12 protein-coding genes are annotated in these 15,773 nt (G+C 57.3%); 4 read left to right on the top strand and 8 right to left on the bottom strand.

Translation table 11 applies throughout. The features are described 5' to 3' along the window. Position 1 precedes the first annotated feature (1 nt). The 4 genes from GGR28_RS10575 to thiL form a co-directional block, all read right to left on the bottom strand. Entirely contained in the window at positions 2-913 is a 912-nt protein-coding gene (locus GGR28_RS10575; RefSeq protein WP_183495761.1) for an aldo/keto reductase, read from the bottom strand. Between the two features lie 27 nt (positions 914-940). After that, positions 941-2,485, bottom strand: a complete 1,545-nt coding sequence (gene lysS / locus GGR28_RS10580; protein WP_183495762.1) for a lysine--tRNA ligase — start codon at positions 2,483-2,485, stop codon at positions 941-943. 131 nt (positions 2,486-2,616) lie between these two features. Beyond that, complete coding sequence (locus GGR28_RS10585; RefSeq protein ID WP_183495763.1) at positions 2,617-2,904, bottom strand: Sec-independent protein translocase subunit TatA/TatB; 288 nt, start codon at positions 2,902-2,904, stop codon at positions 2,617-2,619. Between the two features lie 142 nt (positions 2,905-3,046). Then, positions 3,047-4,078, bottom strand: a complete 1,032-nt coding sequence (gene thiL, locus GGR28_RS10590; protein WP_183495764.1) for a thiamine-phosphate kinase — start codon at positions 4,076-4,078, stop codon at positions 3,047-3,049. A 700-nt stretch (positions 4,079-4,778) separates the two neighbouring features. Between thiL and GGR28_RS10595 the strand changes: the two genes are divergently transcribed. Further along, positions 4,779-5,771 (top strand): AAA family ATPase, encoded by a 993-nt coding sequence (locus tag GGR28_RS10595; protein ID WP_183495765.1) that lies wholly within the window; start codon positions 4,779-4,781, stop codon positions 5,769-5,771. A 166-nt stretch (positions 5,772-5,937) separates the two neighbouring features. Here GGR28_RS10595 and GGR28_RS10600 read toward each other — a convergent pair whose 3' ends face one another. From GGR28_RS10600 to GGR28_RS10615, 4 genes are all read right to left on the bottom strand, one after another. Then, entirely contained in the window at positions 5,938-9,804 is a 3,867-nt protein-coding gene (locus tag GGR28_RS10600; protein WP_183495766.1) for a PI-PLC domain-containing protein, read from the bottom strand. Between the two features lie 227 nt (positions 9,805-10,031). Continuing rightward, positions 10,032-10,463, bottom strand: a complete 432-nt coding sequence (locus GGR28_RS10605) for a response regulator (RefSeq protein ID WP_183495767.1) — start codon at positions 10,461-10,463, stop codon at positions 10,032-10,034. 8 nt (positions 10,464-10,471) lie between these two features. Continuing rightward, positions 10,472-11,263 carry a sensor histidine kinase gene (locus GGR28_RS10610; RefSeq protein WP_183495768.1) on the bottom strand — a complete coding sequence of 264 codons (792 nt, stop codon included), beginning with the start codon at positions 11,261-11,263 and terminating at the stop codon, positions 10,472-10,474. After that, on the bottom strand, positions 11,238-11,810 hold the full coding sequence (locus GGR28_RS10615; protein WP_183495769.1) for a heme NO-binding domain-containing protein: 573 nt from the start codon (positions 11,808-11,810) through the stop codon (positions 11,238-11,240). The genes GGR28_RS10610 and GGR28_RS10615 overlap by 26 nt, the downstream gene beginning before the upstream one ends. Positions 11,811-12,045: 235 nt before the next feature. Between GGR28_RS10615 and GGR28_RS10620 the strand changes: the two genes are divergently transcribed. The 3 genes from GGR28_RS10620 (at position 12,046) to GGR28_RS10630 (ending at position 15,770) form a co-directional block, all read left to right on the top strand. Continuing rightward, positions 12,046-13,422 (top strand): MBL fold metallo-hydrolase, encoded by a 1,377-nt coding sequence (locus GGR28_RS10620; RefSeq protein ID WP_183495980.1) that lies wholly within the window; start codon positions 12,046-12,048, stop codon positions 13,420-13,422. A gap of 5 nt (positions 13,423-13,427) precedes the next feature. Continuing rightward, a complete protein-coding gene (locus GGR28_RS10625; RefSeq protein WP_183495770.1) occupies positions 13,428-15,143 on the top strand; it encodes a SulP family inorganic anion transporter in 1,716 nt (571 codons plus the stop codon). Between the two features lie 156 nt (positions 15,144-15,299). After that, positions 15,300-15,770 (top strand): LSm family protein, encoded by a 471-nt coding sequence (locus GGR28_RS10630; RefSeq protein WP_183495771.1) that lies wholly within the window; start codon positions 15,300-15,302, stop codon positions 15,768-15,770. Positions 15,771-15,773: the final 3 nt, after the last annotated feature.

Genomic DNA, 15,773 nt, shown 5'->3' on the forward strand with positions numbered 1-15,773 from the left:
GCTATTGCTTGTCGGATTTCAGGAGGTACTCCTGGAACCGGGAGATTACGGGGGCGGGCAGTTCTTTGTCTGAATTCCACAGCCGGACCACCTCCGTGATGTTTTCGTTTCTGGAGGAGGAAAAGAGGGTGAGGCCAAACTCTTTGTCCTCCTTGTAGTAAGCCAGGCACAGTTCGGCGGCCGATATACCGGGCAGCTCGTTTTCCTGCAGAAATGCCTTTGCCCGACCCATGATCGAGAAGACGCCGAACCGGTAGTACCGGCGACCGGGCAGATCATCAGTAATGGTTTCCCGGAATCGTTTGCCGAGGTCGTCGCCAAACTGGATAGCGGTGTACACTTCCCGCAGCGGCTCGCCCTCGTAAATGTCGGCAAAGCTACCGGCCAGACCGAGGTGGCGCACCTTGCCCTCCTCCTGAAGCTTTAGCAGCTGCGCTACAACATCCTCCTGGTTGGCCAGGGAAGAATCGATGCGGTGCAGCATGAAATTGTCGACGTAATCGGTACGTAGTTCCTTCAGGCTATTGTGGAGGCTGCTTACCAGTTGCTGGGGGTCGATACTGGTCGTGTAGGTGAACGCGTGGTGATGCTGGCTGCCGGATACTTTGACTGCCGTAGAAAATAGTTTTTTGAGGGGGGCACGTACCAGGTTGAGGGCCGGCATCAGGGCAAAGGGGATTCGCCGCGGCGTGATGCCAAACTTGGTCGTGACGGTTACCGCGTCGCGGCGATCACGGATAAACTTACCGAGGAGCATCTCCGCGTGGCCGAAGCAGTACGCCGGGGCGGTATCGAAGTGGACCACACCCTGGTCAAAAGCGGTTTCCAGGTTGCGGACAGCACCGCGTACGGTATTATTCCTCCCCAGAGAGGAGGTTCCGAAACCCAAATTGACTCGTTCGGCGGTGTACATAAGGTCAGCTAATCTATTCAACGGAGGCTAAACCTCTTTATTTTTTCCCGTGGAGCCCGGCTGTGGTTTCATTTGTGGAAAGAAGAGGACCTCCTGGATCGACTTCTGCCCGGTAAGGAGCATAACGAGGCGGTCGATGCCGATACCGATACCGGCAGTGGGGGGCATCCCGTATTCCAGGGCACGGAGGAAGTCTTCGTCGGTGGCCATTGCTTCGTCGTCGCCGCGCCGGGCGAGTTCGACTTGCTCTTCGAAGCGGGCGCGCTGGTCGATGGGGTCGTTGAGCTCCGAGTAAGCATTGGCGATCTCCTTGCCGTTGACGATGAGTTCGAAGCGTTCTACCAGTCCCTCCTTGCTGCGGTGCTTCTTGGTCAGGGGCGACATTTCGACGGGGTAGTCGGTGATAAAGGTGGGTTGGATCAGCTTGGCCTCGACGTGTTCACCGAAGATTTCGTCGACCAGCTTACCGCGACCCATCGTGTTGTCAACGTGGACGTGCAGGCGTTTGGCGATGGCGCGAAGTTCGGCTTCGTCGGCGCCGTCGATGTTTTCGCCGGTGTGCTCGCGGATGGCATCGGCCATGGTGAGGCGGCGATAGGGACCCCGGAAGTCGATCTCGTGGTCACCGGCCTTTACCTTGGTGGTGCCATTGACGGACTGTACTGCGTGCTCGAGTAGTTGCTCACAGGTGTCCATCATCCAGTTGTAGTCCTTATAGGCGACGTAGAACTCGACGGCGGTGAATTCCGGGTTGTGGGTACGGTCCATGCCCTCGTTGCGGAACATCTTGGCGAATTCGTAGACCCCGTCGAAGCCGGCCACGATGAGCCGCTTGAGGTAGAGCTCATTGGCGATGCGGAGGTACATGGGTACGTCCAGCGTATTGTGGTGGGTTTTGAAGGGGCGGGCGGCGGCGCCTCCGTGGATGGGCTGGAGAATCGGCGTTTCCACTTCCATCAGACCGAGATCGTCGAGGAACTGCCGCATCGAGGTGATGAGGCGGCTGCGCTTACGGAAAATCTCCTTGTACTGAGGATTGACGGTGAGGTCCACGTACCGCATCCGGTAGCGCAACTCGGGGTCCTTGAACTCATCGTAGACGTGTCCTTCGTCGTCGCGCTTGGGGGAGGGTAGGGGGCGGAGTGACTTGCCCAGGAAGGTAAGTTCCTTGACGTGCACGCTAATCTCACCGGTCCGTGTCTTAAAGACGAAGCCCTTTACGCCGATAAAGTCGCCCAGATCGAGGTACTTCTTGAAGAGGTCGTTGTATAGCGCTTTGTCTTCTCCGGGGGCGATGTCGTCGCGGCTTACGTAGAGCTGGATGCGCCCGCTGCTGTCCTGGAGGTTGGCGAAGGCGGCCTTGCCCATGATGCGTTGGGACATGATGCGTCCGGCCAGGGTGACTTCCTGGAGGTTAGTGACCTTACCTTCCTCGTCGGTTTCGACCTTGGCTAGAATATCGGCGGCCAGGTGAGTGACCGGGAACAGGGCGGCCGGAAAGGGGTCGATGCCGAGATCGCGGATTTTGGCGAGGTTTTCGCGCCGGGTCTTTTCCTGGTCGGTGAGTTCCATTTGGGGTAGCGTTGGTTGAAGAGGGGCGAAGGTAAGGCAGCGTGACGGCTGAAGCCGTCGCTACCAATAAAAAAGCTTCTCTACCCCTGTGGGGTAGAGAAGCTTTGGAGGCCAAAATGGGGCCCGGTTTACTAGTCGTTGTCGCGGGTAATGAAGGACTCTTCGCGTTCGCGACGGGCTTCGCGTTCGCGGAGCTCACGGAGTTCGCGGGCGTCCTTTTCGCGTTGTTCTTCTTCCTTCATTCCGTCCTTGAGTTCCTTTTCGAGGGAGCCCTTGGCGGTGTTGAATTCGCGGATGCCCTTACCGATGCCGCGCATGAGTTCGGGGATTTTCTTGCCACCAAAGAGGAGTAGAATAGCAAAGAAGACCAGGATCATCTCCGGGCCGATGGCGTTGAGGAAAAGTAGCGTGGTATTCATCATCATCGTAGTTGAAAGCGTCACCAAAGATAACGCAAGTTGATAGATAACGTACCGTCCCCCGCCGGAGTTGCCCTAATGTGGTCACTTTAGTCGCCACGGTAACCCAAAGTTACGCCCGGCCTGACCGCTTACGTCCGATTTATTCTCCGAAATGGTTCCAGCCCTGCGCCTTAATGGGGTGAATATTTCCGCCCTTGGTGTGGAGTTTTACGCCGTCTTCCTTCGCGACGATTTCGCCGGCGATGTAGAGGTCGGGGAGGAAGCGAATCTTCTCCGTATCCTTAGGGTCGATGGTAAAAAGAAGCTCATAATCTTCTCCTCCAGACAGCGCCGTGGTGATGGGGTCGAGGTTGAATTCAAGGGCCTGCAGCTGGGCGTCGTTGTGGATCGGCACGCCGCTTTCCTCGATGATGGCACCTACGCCGGAGGCTTTGCAGATGTGGAAGATCTCGCTGGCCAGTCCGTCGCTGATGTCGATCATGGAAGTGGGTACGATGCCCTCTTTAGCGAAAGTGTCGACCATGTCGGTTCGGGCTTCGGGCCGCAGCTGTCGCTGCAGGAGGTAGGGGGCGTGTTCGCCCATTTTGGGCTGCATCTCGGGGTTGTCCTTAAAGACGGCCTTCTCCCGCTCGAGGAGTTGGAGGCCCAGGTAGGCGGCGCCGAGGTTGCCGGTAATGCAAATGAGGTCGCCTACTTTGGCCCCGCTTCGCCGGGTGATGCGGCCGGCCGGCGCGCGCCCGATGGCGGTGATGCTGATGATGAGGCCCTTGTTGGAGCTGGTGGTATCGCCACCCACGAGGTCGACGCCGTAAGTTTTGCACGCGGCCGCAATGCCAGCGTAAAGCTCATCGAGGGCTTCCACCGAAAAGCGGTTGCTCAGGGCGATGCTCACGGTGATCTGCTCCGGGCGGGCGTTCATCGCGGCGATGTCCGACAGGTTGACCACTACGGCTTTGTACCCCAGGTGCTTCAACGGCGTATAGGTAAAGTCGAAGTGGATGCCCTCGACCAGCATATCGGTACTGATGACGATCTGCTCGTCGCCTCCCGCGATGATGGCCGCGTCGTCGCCTACGCCCAGGATGGTCGTTTGCTGTTTGTTGACAAAATTTTCGGTGAGGTGATCGATGAGGCCGAATTCGCCGAGGGTGTTTACGTCGGTACGCTGCATAGTTGGTTGGGTTTAAACCACGGAGGTATTTAGGGGAAGGTATGCCGAGGCGCAAAGTTTATTAGGCCGGTCGTCGGCCGACCGAGGCACGAGGCTCATCCGCCGACTTGCTGGTGGGATTTTTTGGTGGTTGGTTGCGGTGGTGTTTATCCGGGGCCCGACTCGGCGGACGAGCTTAGGCTCGGCCGCCGAGGGGCCGGTCGTCGGCCGACCGAGGCACGAGGCTCGTCCGCCGACTGGCTGGCGGGTTTTCCTGGTGATTGGTTGCGATGGTGTTTATCCGGGGCCCGACTCGGCGGACGAGCTAGGGCTCGGCCGACGAGGGGCTGGCGAGGGGCCGGTCGTCGGCCGACCGAGGCACGAGGTTCGTCCGCCGACTGGCTGATGGGTTTTTTGGTGGTTGGTTGCGGTGGTGTTTATCCGGGCCCGACTCGGCGGACGAGCTTAGGCTCGGCCGACGAGGGGCCGATGGGGGGCCGGTCGTCGGCCGACCGAGGCACGAGGCTCGTCCGCCGACTTGCTAGTGGGTTTTTCTTAGTGGTGGGCTGCGATGGTGTTTATCCGGGCCCGACTCGGCGGACGAGCTTAGGCTCGGCCGACGAGGGGCCGACGAGGGGTCGATGGGGGGCCGGCGATGTTCCGCTTTCTCTATTTACCTTGCACCCGCGACCCCGCCCTTAACGTAATTCCCCAACCCCGTATGGCCAGCGTAGATATAGAAACCCTCAACCAGCAGATCCGCGTAGACAGCGAAGTCGTCGAGCGCATCCGCCAGGAAACCGCAAAGGTGATCGTAGGGCAGGAAAATATGGTCGACCGCCTGTTGCTCGGCCTGCTGAGCCGCGGCCACATCCTGCTGGAGGGCCTGCCCGGGCTCGCCAAGACACTGGCGATCAAGACGCTGAGCCAAACCATCAGTGCCGACTTTAGCCGCATCCAGTTCACTCCCGACTTGCTGCCGGCCGACATCGTGGGTACGATGATCTACAACCCGACGCTGAACGATTTCAGCGTGCGGAAGGGGCCGGTTTTTGCCAACTTCGTACTGGCCGACGAGATCAACCGGGCACCCGCAAAGGTGCAGTCGGCCCTCCTGGAGGCCATGCAGGAACGGCAGGTGACGATCGGTACCGAGACCTTCGCGCTGGAAGAGCCCTTTCTCGTCCTGGCAACCCAGAACCCGATCGACCAGGAAGGCACTTACACCCTGCCGGAGGCGCAGACCGACCGCTTTATGCTGAAGGTCAACATCGGCTACCCCACCCGAGAGGACGAGCGCGAGATCATCCGCCGCAACCTGGGCAAGGGCTTCGCGACGATCAACCCCGTTGCTACTCCGGCCGACATCATGCGGGCGCGGGAATCGGTACGCAAAATCTACATGGACGACAAGATCGAGCGCTACATCATCGACATTGTCTTCGCCACCCGCGAGCCGGAAGCATACCGACTTGGCGATCTGAAGCCCCTGATCAACTACGGCGGCAGTCCGCGCGCCAGCATCAACCTCGCCCTTGCCGCCAAGGCCCAGGCCTTCATCGAACGCCGGGGGTACGTGACGCCGGAAGACGTGCGCTCGGTATGCGAAGACGTACTGCGCCACCGCATCGGACTAACCTACGAGGCGGAAGCGGAGAATATCCGGCAGGAGGATATTATCGAGCGGGTGCTGAATGTGGTGGAGGTGCCGTAAGGATTTACAATTTACAATGTAAAATTTACCATTTATAATTTGCGGGGATGCTCGCTACGCTCGTGCTTGCGGGGATGCTCGCTACGCTCGTATTGTGGGGATGCTCGCTACGCTCGTATTGTGGGAGTTGGCTTGTAGGCTAAGTTACCTCCGGTCCGAGACTGGGTTACTTTATGATCTTTGCGGTAAATAGCGCGTCGGCCTTGCGCAGCATCACCGTGTACATGCCGGGGACGACTTGCGTGACATCGACCTCGTGGTGTCCTTCGGTGCCCTTTACGTCCACTTCGTGGCTCAATATCTCCCTGCCCGTGATATCCAGAATAATTAAGGTGTACATACCCGTGGAAATGTCGTTCGTTTCGATGTGAAGGGCATTTGCCATGGGGATGGGATAGAAGCCCGGTTTCGGCTTTGCGACCAGTTCGTTCCTCGTGGAGGTGGTTTCGTCGCAGACTCCGTCGTTATCCGCGTCGGGGAAAGTGATGGTGGCGGTGGTCGATACGGAATTGCAGCCCGCTGCGTTTTGGACGACCACTCCGTAAGTGCCGGCTTCGAGGCCGGTTTTTTTGTTGGCTTCCGCGAAGGTCAGGCCGTTGTCGAAACTGTAGCGGTCGTCGGCATTTTGTACGGCTACTTCGATGGCCCCCGTGGTTCCGCAGGTGAGGATTTGAGTGGCGGTCAGCTGGGGTAGAAAAGTATTTTCGACGGTCACTGCAACGGATGCGGATGACTGATTTCCAGCATTGTCAACCACGGTTAGGGTCAGCGACTGGCTGCCGATATCGCACCAGCTAAAGTCGGTTTGGTCCAGGACATAGGATGCGATTCCGCAGGGGTCTTCGGCTCCGCTGTAGACATCCATCGGCTCGATGCTGGCCCGACCGGCCGCGTTCAGCGCGATGACAAACATGTCCTCCTGACTTTTGATGCGGGGCTGCTCCTTGTCCTCGACCGTCACCTGTACTTCGGTCGATGCTACGTTGCCATTTTCGTCGGTAACCGTGAATGTGGCCGTATTCGTCCCCAGATCCTCGCAGGAGAAGGTGGATTTACTGAGATGAAGGACCAAATCTTCCCGGGCAGTACACTTGTCGTAGCTTCCGTTGTCCACATTGGCCGGATTGATGGAGGCCCGACCGGAAGTATCCAGTTGAATGGTGACGTTTTTGGCGAAAACAAGGGGTGGGACGGTTTCCGGCATCGGTTGGTTATAAAATCGCACACCCAGGGGTTGCGATCCCGTAAACTTCGCGCCACATAGATTATCGAAAAAGCCGGATCCCCGGATCCCGCCATTGCCGTAGCCCTGAATATTGTGGAAGTCAGCAAAATTCTGAATAATGCCGTCGCACAGGATAATAGACCCGAAACCGTCACTGTCGTGATTCATGTTAATTGAGCCATAGTTATCAATGGTCCCTGTAAAGCTGTTGTCGATGACGCTGTAATTGTCGATGGTGCCCATATTCACGATGGTACTCGAAATAAGTACGGGAGCATTGATTCGGTAGGTAACCCCCGCCGCAATGGTGAGGGGCGCACTTATGGTGGTGTCGGTATTTACGTAGCACGTCTGTACGCTTTCGTCCCACTGCCCGCCCAGGCGTTGCTTGCACATTGAGGCATCCTCGCTTTCTTCGCAGTCCAGCAACTTTCCCGGGGACGGGACGGCGCCTGCATATGCTCCACAGTTGTTAATTGTCCCTTTCACCTCTCCCGCATTATTGACGATGCCATAGCTGCTGAGGAGCCCGGTGATGTTTAGCGTTACTTCCTCCCCTACTTTGAGGGTGCGATCCTCCTGAAGCCAGAAGTTGTCAAGGGTGCATGCGTTGGAAACCCATTGGCCATTCAGGTAATCTTCGCATACGATCCTGCCGCCATCCGTATTGGCAGGGCCGAGTAGGTAGCCCGGAATAACTTCATTAACCGTGGTTTGCTTCCCCCCGAGCCCCTGCCCGTAGGATCCTACGGGATTGTATATCTCACCCGCATTCACCGTGGTACCCAAATTAAAGAACTGGCCGGTACTGTTTATAATTCCGGTATTCTTCAGGGTGCCGCCGGTATTAACAATGAGCCTGCCATTATTTATTATGGTTCCATTATTCTCAAACGTAGTCCCTTTATTGATGGTGACCGTCCTGCCCCGCGGTATGGTGATCACGGTTCCCGCCGTCACGGTCAATCCGCCTAAACTGACCAGGGTGTAATTTTCGTTTAGGGTGGAATCGACATCCCAGACGATGGCCGCATTCGGACCGCAAAAGGCGGTAGGCAGCGGGGGGATACTAGACCGGCCCTTCACCGTATAGTGCTGTTTTTCCAAAGGCGTGCAGCGAAGACTATAGTCAAGGATTTCCTGTTTCAGCTCAGCGGGAAGGTTGTAAGCTCCCGCCGATCCTCCCGGAACGCCGGATACGAAGTTCCACGATGTATTACAGATCACATCGGCGCCGTACTCCGCGTCGCCGTCCGCTCCGGCGCACCACAGGTCACCGCCGTCCTGCCCCCATTTTTCCAGCTCGTCGTCAACAACGCCACCGTTGTAGCAGCCCAGTCCGTACCGGGTCTGGTTGACGTAAATTTCGTCGATGCCTAAGCCGTCTCCAGGTTTCGGATTCTGATTCTGGACCAGCAGGTGGGTGTACTCCTGCGGCATGGCCCGCATGATGGTTTTGACCTGGTAAAACGCGTCGCCCAGGCCCGAGCATCCGGCCGGGTGCGCGACGGCCCCCATCAGGTAGCCTCCGTTGTAGAGGGTTACGGAAATGTCGCTTTCTGAAGCTCCGCCGGTAAGCAGGCTATGGTGACAGTCGATCGCTACGGTAAGATCGACCAGCTTGTTGTGTGGAAAATTTCGCTTGATGATGCGGTAGATCAGTCCCTCACCCGGGAAGTCCATCACCATCGTACCCACCGAAGCATTATCAAATTCGTTGAGGGCGTGGAAAGCATCCTTGTTGACGTAGCTCGCTACATCGGCCGGTACGGGTATGGCCGGGGTCAGGAGGTTGATGCCGTTCGTCCAGTTCTGTACCCAGTTCCCCGCGCCGATGCTTCCCCGGGCACTTTTGATGTAATTAATTACGTGATTTCCCAGCGTGGCGGCACTTTCCGTGTAGTTGTTTTGCCTGCTTATATTCCTGATGAATTGATTAATGGGTATATTATTAGAATACCAGGTTTTAGCAACATCGGATATTTGGTATATCCATATTTTTCCCCTCAGGTCATCGAGGGTGGGCATGGTTGCATTAAAATTGCCCTGTATCGTAGTATCCAGGTTGTAGATAAGCCCCGGAAATCTAAAGGTGTCGGAATTAAATTGGATACCCGCCTGCTTATTCGATTCGTCAAACAGGATGCCGTTGAATCTTCTCGCCCATTCTATTCTTTGCGTATCGCTGATCGAAGCATCCGTAGGTCCTTCCTCGTACTTCACTTCCATGATGATGGCCTCGGTGGGGTGGTCCTTCAGGAAAGTGTTCATCCAGTTGAGGATTTGCGTGAAGGTGAGGCGATCACAGGTCAGCCCGCACGCCCCGAAGCAGTCGGTGTCCTCGCACTGGGGGAAGTCGCCGTGGTACACGGCCAGTCCATTCGGATCGTCGGGGTTCGGCTTCAGCCGGATGTCGAAAAACCGGATGCCCCCACTGAGTTGCTGTTTGATGTCCCAGCTCTGGGTTTCCGCCGCGGTACCACCCCACTGGGCGCCGGAGTCGTGGGTGCCGGGGATGGAGAGTCCGTTCATCTTCATCGTGTCCGGAATATGTTTCATCCAATCCGCAACGGCGGACTGAAGTGCCGCGCTCGGTTCGCTGTTGTTGGCGGAGTTGCTGTTCTCGAGGTAGGAGCTGGTGCAGAAGGCGTAGCAGCCGGCGTCGTCGCAGTGGTGGCCCTCCAGTTCTTCGTTGTACTGCCATACGCCATTTGCATCCGGCTGGGCCTGGGCGGCGGTGCACAGGAGCAGGCAAAGCACCAAGAGCAAAGCAGCGGTACGGAGACTCTGACTGGTTCTGGTCGACAAATGCATCGGCGTATAATTGTGTTGATCGAAGGGAGTGTAAGGGGATAATCGATGAGCCGAACTGCAAAAAACAGCGGACCAAAAGGACCAGCAATGGGTAGGCGACGCTATAGAAAAGCGCTTTCCTACCGGACTGACGGATTGGGAAGATAGGTTAAAACCCCGTTCCCCCCCCGATGCATCGGGAAAACCGGGACCCGAATCGTCGATTTGTGGGTATGGTGCCCTCAGTGATCCTCGAAGAGAATCGGAAAGTGAGCTTCCAGGATTAAATTCAGCAGGGGTACCGTGAGGGGCTTGTTGTAGAAGCCGCTGACTCCCGGCGTTTGCGCGGCCCGGCGTTTGTCGTTTGGGTGGTTGGAGTAGGTCAACATCAGGACCACGGGCTGTGCAGCGGCGGGTATTTCCAGCTGGTTGTACAGTTCCATAAACTCCCACCCATTCATGGCGGGTAGATTGATGTCAAGGAAGACAAGGTCTGGCAGGGAGGGTGGATCCGCGGCATATTCTTTCATCCGTTCGTAGGCTTCCTGGCCGGTCCTGGCTACCACCACCCGGTCGGCGCAATCCAGCTTTTCGATGATCCGTTTTTGTAAAAAGACGTTCGCCGGGTTGTCTTCCACGAGTAGGATGGATATGCGCTTTCGTGGCAAACTCATTCCAACCACTACTTCTTAATGGTGAAGTAAAAGGTGCTTCCGACTCCGACCGTTGACTCCAACCAGATTTTGCCGTCGTGCAGTTCAACGATTTTCTTACAGTTGGCCAGTCCGATGCCCGTACCCGGGTACAGGTCGTTGCTGTGCAACCGTTGAAATATGACAAATACCTTTTCCCGGAATTTTTCTTCAATGCCAATGCCATTATCCCTGACGAAAAACAGGTACTCGTCTTCCCGCTGCTGAACACCAATGCTGATCACCGGAGCGACGTCGGGCTTTCTGAATTTAATCGCATTGTGGACGAGGTTTTGAAACAGCTGCGCCCACTCTACTTCGAATACGTTCAAAACGGGTAAGCTACCGTAACTGATCTTGGCATCTGCCTCCTGAATTGATGTTTGCAACCTGCTCAGGATGTCTTCAACTACTTTATTCGTGTTGACCAATCTTCTGGTCCTGTTCTTCCCGACCTTTGAGTAGTGCAGTAAGCTCTTGATGAGTAGCGACATCCGGTCAGCACCTTCCCGGATAAAATTTAAGGCGGTAGAGCCGTCGCCGTCGAGCCTGTCTGCGTACTCTTCCTCGAGGATCTCCACGAAACTCATGATCGTCCTCAGGGGCTCCTGTAGGTCGTGTGACGTCAAGTAGGCAAACAGTTCCAGCTCCTGATTTTCCTCCCCCTTAAGGTGAAGCTCCCTGGTGCGATCTTCGATCATATCCTCCAGGATCCGCACTTTTCTTTCTGCTGTATCAAGCTTTCGTCGGTACTGCTCAATTGTCGCTTGTTCGTTTTTCATGATCCGGAAGGAAATTAAGGTAAAAGTCGCAATACTCTATTTCGTCTTCGGTATAGATTCGGTGGGTTTGCTCGATCCCGACGGCGAAGTAAGTAGCAACCCCCTCAATCAACCCCTCCATTAGATCGTACATTTTTCTTTTGGAATAATAGGTGATGACCAATTCCCGGGGTGAAGGTTCCCGGTAAGTGAAGGTGGGCAGGTAGGTATCCGTATAGAGCTTGCGTACTTCCACGTGGACGACCTGGTCGATCGTTTTTAGAAATTCCTTCGGGTCCCGGTGCGGGCTCACGAAACCGGGGTACCTCTCCGCCAATTTGAAGAAGGCGAACTTTCCCAGGTGTCGGAAAAACTCGGCGTGGCTCCAGCCAAATTCTTCGGTGGCTTGTCCCACGATCTTCAGAAAATCCTCATCGGGGTAGGTTCCCGGGGCCACGAAGGGGTCGCGGGTCGACAGCTCAGCGGATGCGATGATGTGGTCCAGTTTTTCCTCCCCGGCGTTCTCAAGCAGGTAAGCCTCCAGGATATTAAAAATTATTCCTTTCATTCTGATGGCTTGAAGATGTGCGCTGACCGTAAAACACGGTAGACTCGCTACAAAAAGTAAAACGGTCTGAAGCGAAACGAAGGTACAACCTGAACCCCCAACGGCCGGAGTGAGCGCATTGCTCCAGTTCCAGGGTACACTGCACCTGCGCCCCGCCGCCCGAAAACCTCCCCCGGTCAACCATTCCTCCCCCCTACGCCTTCATATGATGATTCCTTCATATAACGTAAGCGACATGGTCATCGAACAGATTTACACCGGATGCCTGGCCCAGGGAGCCTACTACATTTCCAGCAAGGGGGAGGCCGCGGTCATCGATCCGCTACGCAGCCCGAAGCCCTATCTGGACAAGGCGCGCGCGGCCGGGGACACCATCAAGTACATTTTTGAAACCCACTTCCACGCCGACTTCGTAAGCGGCCACCTCGATCTGGCCCGCGAAACCGGCGCCCGCATCGTATACGGACCGGGAGCGAAAACCGACTACGAGAAGTACGAAGCGAAGGACGGGGAAGAATTCAGGCTCGGAGACCTTACGATCCGGGTACTGCACACCCCCGGCCACACCCTGGAAAGCACCACCTACCTGCTGCTCGACGCCAACGGAACGCCGAAGGCGATCTTCACCGGCGACACCCTCTTTATCGGGGATGTCGGCAGGCCCGACCTGGCCCAGAAGAAGGGTGCCCTGACCAAGGAAGACCTCGCCGGACTGCTTTACGACAGCCTGCGCCGCAAGATTATGCTGCTGCCCGACGACATCATCGTCTACCCCGCCCACGGCGCCGGATCGGCCTGCGGCAAGAAAATGAGCCGCGAGACCACCGACACCCTCGGCAACCAGAAAGCGACCAACTACGCCCTGCGGGCGGATATGACGCGGGAAGAGTTTGTGCAGGAAGTGACGGCCGGACTACTCCCGCCACCCGCCTACTTCAGCGAGAACGTGCGAATGAATAAAGCAGGATACGACTCCTTCAAGGACGTAATGGACCGGGGAGCGGTAGCCCTCGCGCCCGAGCAATTCGAGGAGGTGGCCAACCGGGAAATGGCCCTGGTGCTGGACGTGCGCCCGAAGGAGGAATTCGTAAAGGCCTTTATCCCCAATAGCATTTTCATTGGCATCGACGGGGGATTTGCCCCCTGGGTGGGCGAACTGATCCCCGATCTGCAGCAACCCATCCTGCTGGTAACGGAACCCGGTAAGGAGGCCGAAACGGTGGAAAGACTGAGCCGGGTGGGCTACGACAATGCCTTGGGGTACCTGGACGGCGGCATCGCGGCCTGGCGGGCCTACGGCGGCGAAGTGGACGCGATCCCGACCATTTCGGCGGCGGAGTTTGACCCCGAACGGGCCAGGAACGTGCTCGACGTACGCAAAGCCAGTGAATACGAGGGTGGCCACCTGAGTCAGGCGCGCAATCTTCCCCTGTCGGAGCTTTCCGCAAAGACCAATCAACTGGACCCCAAGCAAGAATACCACGTTCACTGCGGGAGCGGCTACCGGTCTACCATCGCCACGAGCATCCTGAAATCGCGGGGCTTCGACCGGCTGATCAACGTACAGGATAAGGTGGCCGATATTCTCGCTACCGAGTCGGTCGACGCCTGAGCGGGGTGGGTCGACTCTTACGTTCCTGGTTTCCCCTCCCGGCTGACTACGGTAGGTCGGGCATCCGCGGCGATGTGCTGGCGGGGCTGACGCTGGGCGTGGTCCTGATCCCCCAGTCCATGGCTTACGGCCTGCTGGCGGGTGTGCCTGCGGTGTACGGCCTTTACGCCGCCCTCGTCCCTCTGCTGGTGTACACCTTGCTGGCCAGTACCCCCCACGTTTCGGTCGGGCCTACGGCCCTGGCCAGCCTGCTGTGCCTGAGCGGTCTGGGTGCCATCGCCGAGCCGGGAAGCGCGGAGTACATTGCCTACGCCGTTTTGCTGGCGGGGCTGACGGGGCTGATTCAGTTCACCTTCGGCCTGCTGCGCATGGGCGGGCTGGTGAGTCTGCTGAGCCGGCCGGTGCTGTCAGGCTTCGTTTCGGCCGCCGCGGTCCTGATCGTGGCTTCTCAACTTAAACCGATTCTGGGTCTCGATATGCCGCGGACGGCCTACCTCTACGATACGGTGGTGGAAGTATTCCGCAGCCTCGGTAGCTTTCACTGGCCTACGGCGGCGTTGGGGCTGTCGACTTTGGCCGTGCTGCTACTGGGCAAGCGCTACCTGCCCCGGGCCCCCGTGATGCTGACCTGGATCGTGGTTGCGACACTGTTGGTGTACCTGCTGCGGCTCGATCTGGCGGGAATCGACGTTGTCGGGGAAATTCCGGATGGCCTGCCGCCCGTCACCCTGCCGGTATTCGATGCCGCCACCTGGCTTAGCCTCTTACCCGTAGCGTTGGTCCTGGCCCTCATCAGTTTCGTAGAAACCCTCTCCATCGGCAATTCCTTTGCCGCCCACCACGGGTATTACCGCGTCCAGCCCAATCGGGAGCTCATTGCGCTGGGCCTGTCGAAGGTGGCCGGCAGTTTGTTTTCCGCCATTCCTACCTCGGCCAGTTTCTCCCGCTCGGCGGTGGTGGAGGCCGGCGGCGGTCGGGGGCCGTTGAGCGGGGCGGTGGCCTTTGTATTGTTGGGGGCCGTGCTGCTTTATTTCACCCCCTTATTCTACTATTTGCCCCTGACGATGCTGGCGGCGATCATTATTTTTTCGGTGGGTAAGCTATTCGACCTGGAGGAAATGAAGCGGTTACGGAAGTTGGCTCCCCGGGAGTTCGCCGTGCTGCTGGTCACCTTCCTGTTCACCCTCTTCGCCGGGCTGCAGTACGGTATCGCGGGGGGCGTGTTCCTGTCGCTCATCTTTGTCTTTCTACGCGCTGCCCGGCCTCACTTAGCTGAATTGGGTCGCATCCCGGGGACCAATGCCTTCCGCAACGTCAACCGCTTCGAGGATGCCGAGGTAGAGTCCGACCTGCTGATCGTCCGTTTTGATGCCGAACTTTACTTCGGTAATGCGGAGTTCTTCGGTGATCGCATTTTGGCGATGGCCGAAGCGAAGGGTGACTGCCTGCGGGCGGTAATCATTGATGCCCATACCATCAACGACCTCGATACCACCGGGCTGCACGCCCTCGAACAGCTCTTCGAAAGTTTGCGCAGCCGCAAGATCGATCTTTACCTCAGCGGCGTAATCGGGCCCGTACGCGACATCCTGTTTCGGTCCGGCCTCATGGAACGGATGGGTGCCGAGAGTCAGTTTCTGTCGATTCAGGACGCGATCCGCTACCACCGCGAACGTGGGGGTCAGCGCCACTGGGATCTGCCCGCGGTGCAGCACGACTGAAAAACTTCAACCATATCGCGCACAATTCGTTATCTTTGCCAAACAAGGCCGTAAAAACGTCAACAGAGGGAACCGCGAGGTTCCCTCTTTTTTGTGTCCCCACCCAAGCTTTTGGGCGGGGTGCCCCGATCGCCATCGGGGGTGCAATGAAAACCAATGGAAGCAACGATCTCTAACTTGCTGGAAACATTTTTCGACACCGAGGAGGAATTCCGGGACTGTTTCGTCGTCGACGTCAACCACTCCAACAAGAAACTGGAAGTGTTCGTAGACAGCGACTCGGCGATGACCTTCGCGAAGTGCCAGCGCATCAGCCGTTACCTGGAGAGCTACCTCGATGAGGAGAAGCCCCTCGGCGAGGAATACGTACTCAACGTGAGCAGCCCGGGCGTCGACCGCCCCCTGAAATTTTATCGTCAGTACCTTAAGAACGTAGGCCGTAACTTGGAAGTCACCACCACCGAAGGCGAGACCTACAACGGTCTGCTCAAGGCGGCTACCCCCACCGAGGTCGTGCTGGAAGCCAAACAGCGGATCAAGGAGGGCAAACGCAAGAAAACCATCGTGGAAGACATCACGATCGCTACCGATGCCATTAAAAAATCAATCGTCAAAATATCCTTCTAGCCA

This window comes from Neolewinella aquimaris (assembly GCF_014197245.1).
Taxonomy (GTDB): domain Bacteria; phylum Bacteroidota; class Bacteroidia; order Chitinophagales; family Saprospiraceae; genus Neolewinella; species Neolewinella aquimaris.